Source organism: Nocardia sienata NBRC 100364 (genome assembly GCF_001613205.1).
GTDB lineage: Bacteria > Actinomycetota > Actinomycetes > Mycobacteriales > Mycobacteriaceae > Nocardia > Nocardia sienata.
Genome location: NZ_BDBX01000046.1, coordinates 35,208 through 49,315 on the forward strand (window position 1 = coordinate 35,208; position 14,108 = coordinate 49,315).

Consider the following 14,108-nt stretch of genomic DNA (forward strand, 5'->3'; position numbering starts at 1 on the left):
AGGAATCCTGTGCCCGCGCAGTCCAGCCAGCCCTCGCTGCGGCCGGCCCGGCCGCTGTCGACACCGCTGCCCGACCTGCTGGATCTGATCGACGCCGAACTTCGGCCACCGGTCGCCACCGACCTCCTCGTCACCGGGGTGGAGCAGCGTTCCGACGCGGTTCTGCCCGGTGATCTGTTCACGGCGTTACCCGGCTCCCGGGCGCACGGCGCCCGGTTCGCCGCGGACGCGGTGGCCCGCGGCGCGGTTGCCGTACTCACCGATGCCGCCGGGGCGGAACTGGCCGGTGAGCTGCCGGTGCCCGTATTGGTGCGCGAGAATCCGCGTGCGATCCTCGGCGAGTTGTCCGCAGCGATCTACGGACATCCGTCCGAGCGGTTGCGGATCATCGGGATCACCGGCACCTCCGGTAAGACCACCACGTCGTATCTGGTGGAGGCCGGGTTGGCCGCCGGGGGTCTGTCCACCGCCCTGATCGGCACCATCGAGACCCGGATCGGGGGCCGCCGGGTCCCCAGCGCGCTCACCACACCCGAGGCGCCGCAGTTGCACGCCATGTTCGCGCTGATGGTGGAGCAGGGCGTGGACGCGGTGGTGATGGAGGTGTCCAGCCACGCCCTGACGCTGGGCCGGGTCGACGGGGTGCGGTTCGCGGTCGGCGCGTTCACCAACCTGTCGCAGGATCATCTGGATTTCCACGCCGATTTCGAGGACTACTTCGCGGCCAAGCGCCGGCTGTTCGAACCGGAGTCCCCGGTCGCCGCCCGCACCGCCGTGGTGTGTGTGGACGACGCCTGGGGCCGCCGTCTCGCCGACGGGCTGGCCGCCCCGATCCGGGTGGCGACGACCGAACCGGCGGATTGGTCGCTGGCCGGTCCCGCCGCCGCGCACGGCGGTGAACAGGAGTTCACCGCGGCCGGGCCGGACGGCGAGACGCCGGTACGGCTGCGGTTGCCCGGCGACTACAACGTCGCCAACGGACTGCTCGCGGTCGCGGTGTGCGCGGCCGCCGGGGTCGCACCGGGGACCGCCGCGCCCGCGCTGGCCACGGTGGACGTACCCGGCCGGATGCAACGGGTGGAACGCGGGCAGGAGTTCCTGGCCCTGGTGGACTATGCCCACAAACCCGCCGCGGTGGAATCGGTGATCGCCACGCTGCGGACCCACCTGGCCGCGGCGGGCAGCCGTGGCCGGTTGGCGGTGGTGGTCGGTGCCGGTGGTGACCGGGACACCGGTAAACGCGGCCCGATGGGCGCGGCCGCGGCCCGCGGGGCCGATCTGCTCATCGTCACCGACGACAACCCGCGCACCGAGGATCCGGCAGCGATCCGCGCGTCGCTGATCGCGGGCGCGCACAGCGTCGCCGATGAGCAGCGCGGCGAGGTCCGCGATATCGGCGACCGGAGTGCGGCCATCGAGGCGGCCGTCGGCTGGGCGCGCCCCGGTGATGTGGTGCTGGTCGCGGGCAAGGGCCATGAGGTAGGGCAGGAGATCAACGGGGTGAAATATCCGTTCGACGACCGCGAGGTGCTCGCGGCGGCGATCGATTCGACACTGCGGCACAGTGCCGGGGGCGCGGACAACGGTTCGTGGTCGACGGGCGCGGAGGACTTGACAGTTTCATGATCGAAATGACACTGCGGGATATCGCCGAGGTCGTGGGCGCAACGCTGCACGATGTCGGTGACCCGGAGGTGAGGGTGACCGGTTCGGTCGAATTCGATTCGCGCCGAATCGGTCCCGGCGATATCTTCCTGGCGCTGCCGGGTGAGCGCGTCGACGGCCACGACTACGCGGCCGCCGCGATCGAGGCCGGCGCGGTCGCCGTACTGGCCGCTCGGCCGGTCGGCGTGCCCGCCATCGTCGTACCTCCCGCGCCGGACTCGGTACCGTCGAACGCGCTTGCGCTGAGCCATGACTCGACCGGTGCCGGCGCCGCGGTGCTGACCGCGCTGGCCGCACTGGCCCGGGAGAGCGTGTCGCGTCTGGTCGCGGCCGGTGGTCTGACCGTGGTCGGCGTCACCGGGTCCTCGGGGAAGACCTCCACCAAGGATCTGCTGGCGGCGGTGCTCGCACCGCTGGGGCCGGTGGTGGCCCCACCCGGCTCCTTCAACAACGAACTCGGGCATCCCTGGACCGCCCTGCGCGCGGGTCCGGACACCCGGTTCCTGGTGCTGGAGATGTCGGCGCGCGGCCCCGGGCATATCGCCGCGCTGGCCCGGGTGGCGCCCCCGAGTATCGGGGTGGTGCTCAATGTGGGTACCGCGCATCTCGGCGAATTCGGCAGCCGCGAGGCCATCGCGCAGGCCAAGGGCGAACTCGTGGAGGCGCTGCCCGACACCGGTCTGGCCGTGCTGAACGCCGACGATCCGAAGGTCGGCGCGATGGCCTCGCGGACGGCGGCCCGCGTGGTGACGGTCGGGCATGCCGCCGGCGCGCAGATCCGGGCCGGAGCAGTCACTCTCGATGAACAGGCCCGTGCCTCGTTCACGCTGCACACACCGCTCGGCGACCGGCCGGTCACCCTGGCCGTGCACGGGGAGCACCAGGTCGGTAACGCATTGTCGGCCGCCGCGGTGGCCCTGGAGTGCGGTGCCGATCTCGACACCCTCGTCGCCGCGCTCGGCGGCGCCCGGGCGGCGTCGGCGCGGCGGATGGACGTACGCACCAGCGCCGCCGGGGTCACGGTGATCAACGACTCCTACAACGCCAACCCGGATTCCATGCGGGCCGCACTCAAAGCGCTGGTCACCATGGCCCGCTCGGGCGATACCCCGCGGCGCAGCTGGGCTGTCCTGGGCGAAATGGCCGAGCTGGGCCCGGAATCGGTGGTGGAACACGACGGGATCGGCCGCCTCGCGGTCCGCTTGGATGTGGACCGGCTCATCGTGGTCGGGACCGGACGACCCTCCCGGGGCATGCACCAGGGAGCGGTCATGGAAGGCTCATGGGGTGAGGAATCGGTGCTCGTCCCGGATATCGAAGCGGCCGTGGAGTTGCTCGCCGCCGAAGTCGGCGCGGGTGACGTGGTGCTGGTGAAGGCATCGCAATCGGTCGGCCTGTGGGCGGTGGCCGAACAGCTACTGGCCGAGGGTGAGCAGAACACGGGTGCCGGCACACCGGCACCGGGCGGCGCCGGCGCCGGCGACGGGGTGAGCACGGAGGCAGTGCGATGAGACAGATCTTGTTCGCGGCGGCGATCGCACTGACGGTGTCGATCCTGTTGACGCCGCTACTGATCCGGATATTCGCCCGGCAGGGTTTCGGGCAGGAGATCCGGGTCGACGGACCGGCCAGCCATCAGTCCAAACGCGGTACGCCCACGATGGGCGGCGTGGCGATCATCATCGGTATGTGGGCCGGGTATCTCGGCTCCCATCTGATCGGAATCGGTTACGAGGCCGAAGGTCCCACCGCGTCCGCGCTGCTCGTACTGGGCCTGGCCACCGCACTGGGCGTGGTCGGGTTCATCGACGATTTCATCAAGATCCGCAAGGGTCGCAACCTCGGGCTCACGGCCGCGGGCAAATACCTGGGCCAGATCACCGCGGCGGTGGTGTTCGGTGTGCTGGCGCTGCAGTTCCCGGGTGGCAGCGGGCTGTCCCCGGCGAGCCGGCAGTTGTCGTACGTGCGCGATATCAACACCGTCTCGATGAGCGTGGTCGTGTTCCTGGCCTTCGTCTGCCTCATCGTGGTGGCCTGGTCGAACGCGGTGAACCTCACCGACGGCCTGGACGGTCTGGCCGCGGGTTCGATGAGCCTGGTGCTCGGCGGCTACGTCGTCATCACGTTCTGGCAGTACTACCACTCGTGCGAGACCAAACCCGAGACCGGCTGCTACAACGTGCGCGACCCACTGGATCTGGCCCTGGTCTGCGCGGCCGGCACCGCGGCGTGCATCGGGTTCCTGTGGTGGAACGCCGCGCCCGCCAAGATCTTCATGGGTGATACCGGATCGCTGGCCCTGGGCGGGCTGCTCGCCGGGCTCTCCATCACCACCCGCACCGAACTGCTGATGGTGGTCATCGGTGCGCTGTTCGTCGCCGAGGCGGCGTCGGTGGTGCTGCAGGTGGCGGTTTTCCGGACCACGCGCAACCGGCTGTTCAAGATGGCGCCGTTCCATCACCATTTCGAATTGAGCAAATGGGCGGAGACGACGGTGATCATCAGATTCTGGTTGTTGGCCGCGATGGCCTCGGCTGCCGGACTATCCCTGTTCTACAGCGAATATCTCTCCGCGGTCGGGTGATCTGACAATGGAGGAACATACGCCCCGGGCCCTGCGTTCGCCGGGCCCGATGCTGGAATTCCTGCGCGGCCGCGATGTGCTGGTCGCCGGATGGGGTGTCTCGGGCCGGTCGCTGATCACGCCGCTGCGCGATATCGGGGCCCGGCCCGCGGTGACCGACAGCGGTGCCGCGGCACTGGCCGAAGCCGCCGAACTGGGCCTGGATATCGTCCCCGCGGCCGAAGTGGAGAACACCGACTGGTCGCGGTTCGCGCTGGTGATCACCAGTCCCGGCTGGCGGCCGGATTCCCCGGTTCTGGCCTCGGCGGTGTCCGAGGGTATCCCGGTCTGGGGCGATGTCGAGTTCGCCTGGTGGGTGGATCAGGCCCGGATCTACGGTCCGGTCCGCAGATGGCTGGTGGTGACCGGTACCAACGGTAAGACCACGACTACACAGATGACCCATTCCATTCTGCGGGCCGCCGGTATCCCCAGCGTCGCCTGCGGCAATATCGGGCTGCCGATCCTGGACGCGCTGCGCCGCAATCCCGGCCCGCAGGTGCTGGCGGTGGAGCTGTCGTCGTTCCAGCTGCACTGGGCGCCGTCGGTGCGGCCGGAGGCCGGTGTGGTGCTGAACGTGGCCGAGGACCATCTGGACTGGCACGGCGGGCTCGACGCCTACGCCGCCGCCAAATCGCGGGCTCTGCTGGGGCGGGTCGGGGTGGTCGGGCTCGACGACCCGGTGGCCGCCCGCCTGGCCCGCCGCTCGAAGGCGCGGCGCACCATCGGGTTCCGGATCGGTGTCCCGGCCGACGGTGAGCTCGGCGTGGTCGACGGCAAACTGCTGGACCGGGCCTTCACCAAGGCGGCGATCCTCGCCGAGGCCAAGGAGATCAGCCCACCCGGACCGGCCGGTATCGCCGACGCCCTGGCCGCGGCCGCGCTGACCCGGGCCATCGATGTGGCGCCGCAGTTCGTCCGGGAGGGCCTGATCGAGCACAAGGTCGGCCCGCACCGGTCGGCGCTGGTGCGGGAACTGGGCGGCGTCGAGTTCATCGACGACTCCAAGGCCACCAACCCGCACGCCGCGCGGTCATCGATCCTGGGGCATCAGCATGTCGTCTGGATCGCCGGTGGCCAGCTCAAGGGCGCCGGCGTCGAGGATCTGGTGGAGGAGGTCGCCGAGCGGCTGGTCGCCGTCGTGTTGTTCGGGGTCGACGCCCCGGTGATCGCGGCCGCGCTGGCGCGACACGCGCCGGAAGTCCCCGTCGTCGAGTTGGATACGCGGGATCATGCCGGTATGGGGCAGGCAGTCTTGGACGAAGCGATCACCGGGACCCGCAACACCGAAATCGCCGACGCGGTGATGGAACGTGCGGTGCGGGAGGCGGCGGCGTTCGCCGGACCCGGCGATACCGTGCTGCTCGCGCCGGCGGCGGCCTCGCTGGACATGTTCACCGACTACTCCCACCGCGGCCGCAGCTTCGCCGGCGCGGTCGAGGATCTGAAGGACGAGGACCTCGGGCGGCGGTTATGAGACCGCGCGGCACGCGACAGGTGCAGGTGGGCCGATTCGGTGCCTGGCTGGCGCGGCCGCTGGCCTCGTTCCATCTCGTCGTCACCATCGCCACCCTGCTGACCGTGCTGGGGCTGGTGATGGTGCTGTCCGCCTCCAGCGTGGAGTCCTATGCCGACGGCGGGTCGGCGTATTCGCTGTTCGTCCAGCAGATGATGTACGCGCTGGTCGGCACGGTGCTGTTCTATCTCGCGCTGCGGATTCCGTTCCGGCGGCTGCGCCAGCTGTCCTTTCCGGTGTTCGCGGTGTCGGTTCTGCTGCTGGTCCTCGTGCTGATCCCGGGGGTCGGCAGTACGGTCAACGGCGCGCGCCGCTGGATCGATTTGGGGCTGTTCTCGATCCAGCCGTCGGAACTGGTGAAGGTGACGTTCGTGGTGTGGGGCGCTCATCTGCTGATCTCGCGGCGTGCCGCGGGGCGGGCGGCCAACGATCCGGGCGGGTTGAAGAATCTGCTGGTGCCGCTGGTTCCGGCGGGCCTGCTGGTGTGCCTGTTGATCGTGCTGCAACCGAACCTGTCCACCACCATCGCCCTCGGTATCGTCCTGCTGGCGCTGCTGTGGTTCGGTGGTCTGCCGGTGCGGTTGTTCGTGGCCATTCTCGCCTCGGGCGCCATCGCCGCGCTGGCTCTCGCGCTTTCGGCCGGTTACCGCTCCGACCGGATGCGCGCCTTCTTCAATCCCGCCGACGACCCCCAGGGCATCAACTATCAGGCCCGGCAGGCGATGTACTCGCTGGCCGACGGCGGTCTGTGGGGTCGCGGACTCGGGCAGAGCCGGGCCAAATGGAGCTATCTGCCCAACTCGCACAACGACTTCATCTTCGCCATCATCGGTGAGGAACTCGGGTTCCTGGGCTGCGCGCTGGTACTGGGTCTGTTCGCGCTGTTCGTCTACGCCGGCCTGCGGATCGCCGCCCGCTCGGTGGACCCGTTCCTGCGCCTGCTCACCGCGACCGCCACCACCTGGATCACCGGGCAGGCGCTGATCAACATCGGCTATGTGGTGGGCCTGCTGCCGGTCACCGGACTGCAGTTGCCGCTGGTTTCGGCGGGCGGTTCGTCGCTGGCGCTGACACTGTTCATGTTCGGCATCATCGCCAACGCGGCCCGGCACGAACCCGAGGCGGTGGCGGCCCTGCACGCCGGCCAGGACGGGCGGGTCAGTCGCGCGCTGCGGCTGCCGAAACCGGAGGTCTACCATCCCGTGCGGGCCCGCGCCGCGGGCGACCGGGGTCCGGCGCGCCGTCCGGCCCGCACCGAGCCCCGGGACGAGCCCATCCGGGCCCGGCCGCGCGCCAACAGCCGGGGTACCGACACCCTGCGGGCCACCCGGGCCTGGGAGCCCAGCTATTCGGTGACACACGCACGAGAACGGGGAAGAAACAGGTGAGCGCACCACGGTCCGCAGGCGAGCACACGGCGCCGTGCGCGGACGCGATATCGGTGATCGTGGCGGGCGGCGGTACGGCCGGGCATATCGAACCGGCCCTGGCCGTCGCCGACGCGTTGCGGCGACTCGATCCCGGGATCCGGGTGACCGCGCTCGGCACCGCGCGCGGACTGGAAACGACCCTGGTGCCCGAACGGGGGTACCCGCTCGAACTGATCCCGCCGGTGCCGTTGCCGCGTAAGCCCAGTGCGGATCTGCTACGTCTGCCCGGCCGGGTCCGGGCCTCGGTGCGGCGTACCCGCGAGATCATCGACGCCGTCGAGGCGGATGTGATCGTCGGGTTCGGCGGTTATGTGGCATTGCCCGCCTATCTCGCCGCGGGCCGCGGGGCCTTGCGGCGCCGTCGCGCGGTGCCGGTGGTGGTGCACGAGGCGAACGCGAAGGCGGGGATCGCCAACAAGGTCGGCGCGCGGCGCGCGGCCCGGGTACTGGCCGCGGTGCCGGATTCCGGACTCGACGCCGAGGTTGTGGGCATCCCGGTGCGGGCCGCGATCACCGCACTCGACCGGGCCGGGCTGCGTGCGCAGGCACGGGAGCATTTCGGGTTGCCCGCGACCGGCCCGGTGCTGCTGGTTTTCGGCGGTTCCCAGGGGGCGCGGTCGCTCAACGAGGCGATCTCGGGCGCCGCCCCGCAACTGGCCGCGGCCGGTATCTCCGTCCTGCACGCCCACGGTCCCAAGAACACCCTGGACGTCACCTCGACCGACCCCGCCGCGCCGTATGTGGCGGTGCCGTACCTGTCGCGGATGGATCTCGCCTACGCCGCCGCCGACGCGGTGGTCTGCCGGTCCGGGGCGATGACCGTCGCCGAGGTGTCGGCGGTCGGGCTGCCCGCGATCTATGTACCGCTGCCGCACGGAAACGGTGAACAGGAACTCAATGCCCGGCCCGTCGTCGCCGCCGGTGGTGGCAGAATCGTTGCCGACCCCGAACTGTCCCCGAAATATGTGATCGACGAGGTGATACCGCTGCTCACGGATCCAGCACGCATAGCCGAGATGGGTCGTGCCGCCGCCGGCGCCGGCCATCGCGATGCCGCCGACGAGGTCGCCCGGATCGTGCTGCGGGCGGCGGGCCGGTGAACGGCGAGCAGATCACCGCACCGGAAACCGGCCCCGGCGCCCTCCCACCGGAGCTCGCCCGGGTGCACATGGTCGGTATCGGCGGCGCCGGGATGTCGGGTATCGCCCGCATCCTGCTGTCGCGCGGGGGCGAGGTCTCCGGGTCCGACGCCAAGGAGAGCCGCGGTGTCCTCGCGCTGCGGGCGCGGGGTGCCCAGGTGCGGATCGGTCACGACGCCGGCGCACTGGATCTGCTGCCCGGCGGCCCCACAGTGGTGGTGACGACCTACGCGGCCATCCCCAAGACCAACCCGGAACTGGTGGAGGCACATCGCCGCGATATTCCGGTGCTGCTGCGGCCGACCGTGCTGGCGGCCCTGATGAGCGGGCATCGCACGCTGCTCGTCTCGGGTACGCACGGCAAGACCTCCACCACCTCGATGCTCATCGTCTCCCTGCAGCACTGCGGACTGGACCCGTCGTTCGCGGTGGGTGGTGAACTCAACGAGGCGGGGACCAACGCCCACCACGGCAGCGGCGATATCTTCGTCGCCGAAGCCGACGAGAGCGATGGGTCCCTGCTGCAGTACGACCCGGATGTCGCCGTGGTCACCAATATCGAATCCGACCACCTGGATTTCTTCGGCTCCGACGACGCCTACGTGCAGGTGTTCGACGATTTCACCGATCGCCTCGCCGACGGCGGGCTACTGGTGGTGTGCCTGGACGACCCCGGTGCCCGGGCGCTCGCCGAGCGCACCGGACAGCGGCTGGCCGACCGCGGCGTGCGGGTACTCGGATACGGCACCGGGGAATTGCCCGACGCGCCGGTCCCCGTCGGGGTGCGCCTGCACAGCTGGGAACCGCGGGATGTCGGTGGTATCGCCCAGTTCCAGCTCGCCGACGAACCCGCCCCGCGTACCCTGCGTCTTTCCGTGCCCGGCCGGCATATGGCGCTGAACGCGCTGGCCGCGCTGCTGACCGCGCGGGCCGCCGGCGCCGATGTGGACGAGATCATCCAGGGCTTGGAGGGTTTCGGCGGGGTGCATCGTCGCTTCCAGTTCGTGGGCCGGGAGAACCGGGTGCGGGTCTTCGACGACTACGCCCACCATCCCACCGAGGTCCGGGCGGTGCTCGGGGCCGCCGCCGAACTGGTGGAACAGGAGGCGCGCGACGGCGCGCTGTCGCGCCGGGGGCGGGTGATCGTGGTCTTCCAGCCGCATCTCTACAGTCGCACCGCGACTTTCGCCGCCGAGTTCGGTGCCGCCCTCGATCTGGCCGACGAAGTCGTGGTGCTCGACGTCTATGGGGCGCGCGAGGAGCCGTTGCCCGGAGTCAACGGCGCGCTGGTCGCCCAGTCGGTGCACAAACCCGTGCACTATCAACCCGATATGTCCAGGGTGGGCCGCCAGGTCGCGGGTCTCGCCCAGCCCGGTGATGTCGTGATCACCATGGGCGCCGGCGATGTCACCATGCTCGGCAGCCAGATCCTGGACGGACTACGCGCGCGTCCGCAGTACGGGCGGTGAGGCGGAGTGCGGGCCGGGACGCGACGATTCGGGGTGGTCGGATTGCGGCGTTTGCGGCTGTGGGCGCTGCCCGCGCTCGCTCTGGTGATCACGCTGGCCGCGCTCGCCTGGTTCTCGCCGCTGCTGTCGGTTCGCGAGGTACGGATCGACGGGGCGGGCGAGATTCCGGAGGAACAGATACGGGAATTGCTCCAGGTTCCCGAGACCGGTTCGATCCTGCGAATCGATACCGCGGCGATGGCCGCGCGGGTGGCGAGCATCCCGAAGGTCCGCAGCGCCCGGGTGCAGCGGGTGCTGCCGTCGACGGTGCAGGTGCGGATCGAGCCGCGAACCCCGGTGCTGTACTACGACTCTCCCGAGGGCGCGCATCTGCTGGACGCCGACGGTCTCGAGTACGCGATCGAGCCCGCGCCGATCGGAGTGCCGCAGTTGGTCACCGCCCGGCCCGGCAGTGCCGACGAACTCACCCGGGCCGCGGTCGCCGTGGCCCGGGTACTGCCGCCGGCGCTGGAGGTGCAGGTGGAAACCATACGTGCCGTGGGCGCGTCGGAGATTTCCCTGACATTGCGCGACGGTCGCACGGTACTGTGGGGCAGCAGCGAGGACGGCGAACGCAAATCGGCGGTAGTGGTGCCGCTGCTCACCCAGCCGGGAACCGTGTTCGACGTCTCGAGTCCCAGTCTGGTCACGGTAAAATGATTTCCAGCAATCTTGTTCGGTTCGACCCTGTTCGGTTCGCAGCTCCGCCTCGGCCCCGGACGATCACCCGGAGACCGCATGCGGCGGGAGCCGGGGGCGTCCCACGATGTGGGCACGGGCCGCTGGGCAACCGTTCACGATACGTCGCGTACCGCCCTGGTAGAAGCGAGTTCGCCGAAGAAACTGGTTACCATCTCGGCGCGCCTGCGAGCGGATCGCGACGGCGGCGAATAGCGTTCCGCACCAGTCGGATACTTGACATAACTCCAACCCTATGGTTGAGGTTCAGGGTTTGCCCGGATCGTGGGCCGCGGATCGTGATCGCGCGCAACGATATCGGGCATCCGAAAACGACAGACTTTGGATCGAAGGAAGGCGAGAGCTCATGACGCCCCCGCACAACTACCTTGCCGTGATCAAGGTCGTCGGTATCGGCGGCGGCGGCGTGAACGCCGTCAACCGAATGATCGAGCAGGGTCTCAAGGGTGTCGAGTTCATCGCGGTGAACACCGACGCCCAGGCGCTGCTGATGAGCGATGCCGACGTGAAGCTCGATGTCGGGCGGGAGCTCACCCGGGGCCTCGGCGCCGGTGCCGACCCCGAGGTGGGCCGCAAGGCCGCCGAGGATCACAAGGACGAGATCGAAGAGGTGCTCAAGGGCGCCGATATGGTCTTCGTGACCGCCGGTGAGGGCGGCGGTACGGGTACCGGCGGCGCGCCCGTCGTGGCGAGTATCGCGCGCAAACTGGGTGCGCTGACCATCGGTGTGGTCACCCGGCCGTTCTCCTTCGAGGGCAAGCGCCGCGGTAACCAGGCCGAAGTCGGTATCAATCTGCTGCGCGAATCCTGCGACACCCTGATCGTCATTCCCAACGACCGGCTGCTGCAACTCGGCGACGCCGCGGTGAGCCTGATGGACGCCTTCCGCTCGGCCGACGAGGTTCTCCTCAACGGTGTGCAGGGCATCACCGACCTGATCACCACCCCGGGTCTGATCAACGTCGACTTCGCCGATGTGAAGAGCGTGATGTCCGGCGCCGGTAGCGCGCTGATGGGTATCGGTTCGTCCAGGGGGGAGGGCAGGTCGGTCAAAGCGGCCGAGGCAGCGATCAATTCACCGCTGCTGGAAGCCTCCATGGACGGGGCGCACGGGGTACTGCTCTCGATCGCCGGCGGTTCGGATCTGGGCCTGTTCGAGATCAACGAGGCCGCGTCGCTGGTGCAGGAGGCGGCGCATATCGAGGCCAACATCATCTTCGGTACGGTGATCGACGATTCACTCGGCGACGAGGTGCGCGTCACCGTGATCGCCGCGGGATTCGACGGCGGTGGTCCCGCCCGGCGGACGTTCGATCCGGCGACCACCCGGGGATCGCTGGGATCCGGACGTACCGCGGAGATCTCGGCGCAATCGCGGACCGCCGAACTCGGTCAGTCCCGGACCGCCGAACTCGGCGCGGCTCGTGGCCATTCCGAGGAGCCGGCCTCGACCCGCTCGTCGGACCCCGGGTCGGCGATCGCGCGCGGCCCGGCCCCGAGCTACCGCGATACCGAACGCACCCGTCCGCCGGTGGATCCGACGCTGACCCACAACAGCCGGTCTCATATCCAGCCGCCGCCGGAGCTACCCGACGATGATGACGACGATGTGGACGTCCCGGATTTCATGCGCCGCTGAAGCCGGCCCCGTGTCACCGGTGGTGAGCCGCCCGCGCCGAGTGCGCGGGCGGTCCGCTGTCGCGGGCGCGCGAGCCGCCCGCGGACGAGGCGGGGACGCTCCGGACTGCCACTAGGCTCGGTGGCATGACAGCGGCACCGGTACTCACCGTTCGACGGGTCGTCACCACGCGCGCCGGAGGTTTCTCCGCGCCACCCTACGATTCGTTCAACCTCGGCGATCATGTCGGCGACGATCCGGAGGCGGTACGGCGCAACCGCGCCCGGCTCGCCGAGACGCTCGGGCTGCCCGCCGACCACGTGATCTGGATGGAACAGATCCACGGCCGCACGGTCGCGACGGTGGACGGGCCGCGTACCGAGCCGTTTCCCGGCACCGACGCCCTGGTCACCATCCGGCCGGGGCTGGCGCTGGTGGTGCTGTCGGCCGATTGTGTACCCCTGCTGCTGTCCGATGACGAGGCGGGGGTCGTGGCCGCCGTGCACGCCGGGCGGGTGGGCGCGCGTATCGGGATCGTGCCGCGGGTGCTGGAGGCGATGGTCGCCGCCGGCGCCCGGCTCGATCGGATCGGTGCGCTGCTCGGCCCCGCCGCCAGTGGGCGGCAGTACGAGGTGCCCGCCGCGATGCGGGCCGATATCGAAGCGCATCTGCCCGGCAGCGCCACCACCACGGTGCGCGGTACCCCCGGCCTGGATCTGCGCGCGGGTATCCGGCGGCAGCTCACCACCGCCGGGGTCGCGGCGGTTGCCGAGGATCCGCGCTGCACCATCGAGGACACCACACTGTTCAGTCACCGCCGCGGCGCGCCGACCGGACGATTGGGCAGTGTCATCTGGATGGAATCGGGTACAGCGTGAGGGGCCGAGTGGTCCGCGGCGCCGCATCCGGCCGTCGCGACGACGCGGTCGGCGCGAAATGTCCACTCGCGCATAATGTTCGAGGTACGGCCGAGGATCGGTCACTGGGAGATGGGAGACCGATGACGGCGCAGAGACCGATCGGCACGCGGAGATGAGCGGCGTTCGCGCCGGGGGCCGCGGCGAGCCCGGAGTCACCCAGACGGTGGCAGACTCCGCTGCGCGGCCGGGGCGTTCTGTCCCGGACAGTCGCCGCGCCGCGGCCGGAAACGACTCCCGTGCCGCGGAACTGGCCGATAACCTCGCGCGTCTGCTCGCCCGTATCGATGCAGCGTGCGCGGCTGCGGGCCGGGATCCGGGAGAGGTCCGGTTGCTGCCGGTGACGAAATATTTTCCGGCCTCCGATATCGCCGCGCTGTATCGTCTGGGCCGCCGCGACTTCGGAGAGAACCGGCCGCAGGAGGCCGGTGCCAAGGCGGCGGAGCTGGACGATCCCGGAATGCGCTGGCATCTGATCGGCCGGCTGCAGCGGAACAAGGCGCGCCAGGTGGTGCGCTGGGCGCATGCGGTGCATTCGGTGGACAGCGAACGCCTGGCGACCGCGCTCGCCACGGCCACCGCGGCCGCCCTGGATGCCGGTGAGCGGAACGCTCCGCTGGAGGTGCTGATCCAGGTGAGCCTGGACGCCGATCCGGCACGAGGTGGGGTGGATCCGGCAGCGCTGCCGGCGCTGGCGGATCGGATCGCCGAATCCGCGAACCTGCGTTTATCAGGGATTATGGCCATTCCGCCGCGGGCCGCCGACCCGGATGCGGAGTTCTCCCGGCTGGCCGAACTCCATGCCCGGCTGCGCAGCGGACATCCCGGGGCGACGGAGTTGTCCGCCGGAATGTCCGATGATCTTGAAAGAGCTATTGCCCATGGATCCACGTGTGTGCGTGTCGGTACCGCTCTCATGGGCCGCAGGCCGATAACCTCGGCGTAGCAAACAAACCTCATCAGTCACATTCGACACATATGCTGGGACACGAC

General features: G+C 70.0%; 11 protein-coding genes. All 11 read left to right on the forward strand.

Going from position 1 to position 14,108, the window contains the following annotated elements; translation table 11 throughout:
• The first annotated feature begins 9 nt into the window (after positions 1 to 9).
• The 11 genes from NS4_RS23515 (at position 10) to NS4_RS23565 (ending at position 14,061) form a co-directional block, all read left to right on the forward strand.
• Complete coding sequence (locus tag NS4_RS23515) at positions 10 to 1,626, forward strand: UDP-N-acetylmuramoyl-L-alanyl-D-glutamate--2,6-diaminopimelate ligase (protein WP_084487636.1); 1,617 nt, start codon at positions 10 to 12, stop codon at positions 1,624 to 1,626.
• On the forward strand, positions 1,623 to 3,176 hold the full coding sequence (locus tag NS4_RS23520) for a UDP-N-acetylmuramoyl-tripeptide--D-alanyl-D-alanine ligase (RefSeq protein WP_084487637.1): 1,554 nt from the start codon (positions 1,623 to 1,625) through the stop codon (positions 3,174 to 3,176). Before NS4_RS23515 ends, NS4_RS23520 begins: the two co-directional genes overlap by 4 nt.
• Entirely contained in the window at positions 3,173 to 4,249 is a 1,077-nt protein-coding gene (gene mraY, locus NS4_RS23525; RefSeq protein WP_030523849.1) for a phospho-N-acetylmuramoyl-pentapeptide-transferase, read from the forward strand. The genes NS4_RS23520 and mraY overlap by 4 nt, the downstream gene beginning before the upstream one ends.
• 49 nt (positions 4,250 to 4,298) lie before the next feature.
• Positions 4,299 to 5,765: a UDP-N-acetylmuramoyl-L-alanine--D-glutamate ligase gene (gene murD, locus NS4_RS23530; RefSeq protein ID WP_063061695.1), complete on the forward strand. Its 1,467-nt coding sequence runs from the start codon at positions 4,299 to 4,301 to the stop codon at positions 5,763 to 5,765.
• Positions 5,762 to 7,192 carry a putative lipid II flippase FtsW gene (gene ftsW / locus NS4_RS23535; RefSeq protein WP_063061668.1) on the forward strand — a complete coding sequence of 477 codons (1,431 nt, stop codon included), beginning with the start codon at positions 5,762 to 5,764 and terminating at the stop codon, positions 7,190 to 7,192. Before murD ends, ftsW begins: the two co-directional genes overlap by 4 nt.
• On the forward strand, positions 7,189 to 8,334 hold the full coding sequence (murG, locus tag NS4_RS23540) for an undecaprenyldiphospho-muramoylpentapeptide beta-N-acetylglucosaminyltransferase (protein WP_063061669.1): 1,146 nt from the start codon (positions 7,189 to 7,191) through the stop codon (positions 8,332 to 8,334). The genes ftsW and murG overlap by 4 nt, the downstream gene beginning before the upstream one ends.
• Before the next feature lie 68 nt (positions 8,335 to 8,402).
• Positions 8,403 to 9,842: a UDP-N-acetylmuramate--L-alanine ligase gene (murC, locus tag NS4_RS23545; protein ID WP_063061694.1), complete on the forward strand. Its 1,440-nt coding sequence runs from the start codon at positions 8,403 to 8,405 to the stop codon at positions 9,840 to 9,842.
• Positions 9,843 to 9,875: 33 nt separating this feature from the next.
• Entirely contained in the window at positions 9,876 to 10,541 is a 666-nt protein-coding gene (locus NS4_RS23550) for a cell division protein FtsQ/DivIB (protein WP_245665643.1), read from the forward strand.
• A 385-nt stretch (positions 10,542 to 10,926) separates the two neighbouring features.
• The gene (ftsZ, locus tag NS4_RS23555) at positions 10,927 to 12,219 is read left to right on the forward strand and encodes a cell division protein FtsZ (RefSeq protein WP_063061670.1); all 1,293 of its coding nucleotides are present in this window, start codon (positions 10,927 to 10,929) and stop codon (positions 12,217 to 12,219) included.
• Positions 12,220 to 12,344: 125 nt separating this feature from the next.
• Positions 12,345 to 13,076, forward strand: a complete 732-nt coding sequence (gene pgeF, locus NS4_RS23560) for a peptidoglycan editing factor PgeF (RefSeq protein WP_063061671.1) — start codon at positions 12,345 to 12,347, stop codon at positions 13,074 to 13,076.
• Between the two features lie 154 nt (positions 13,077 to 13,230).
• Complete coding sequence (locus tag NS4_RS23565; RefSeq protein ID WP_084487640.1) at positions 13,231 to 14,061, forward strand: YggS family pyridoxal phosphate-dependent enzyme; 831 nt, start codon at positions 13,231 to 13,233, stop codon at positions 14,059 to 14,061.
• Positions 14,062 to 14,108 lie beyond the last annotated feature (47 nt).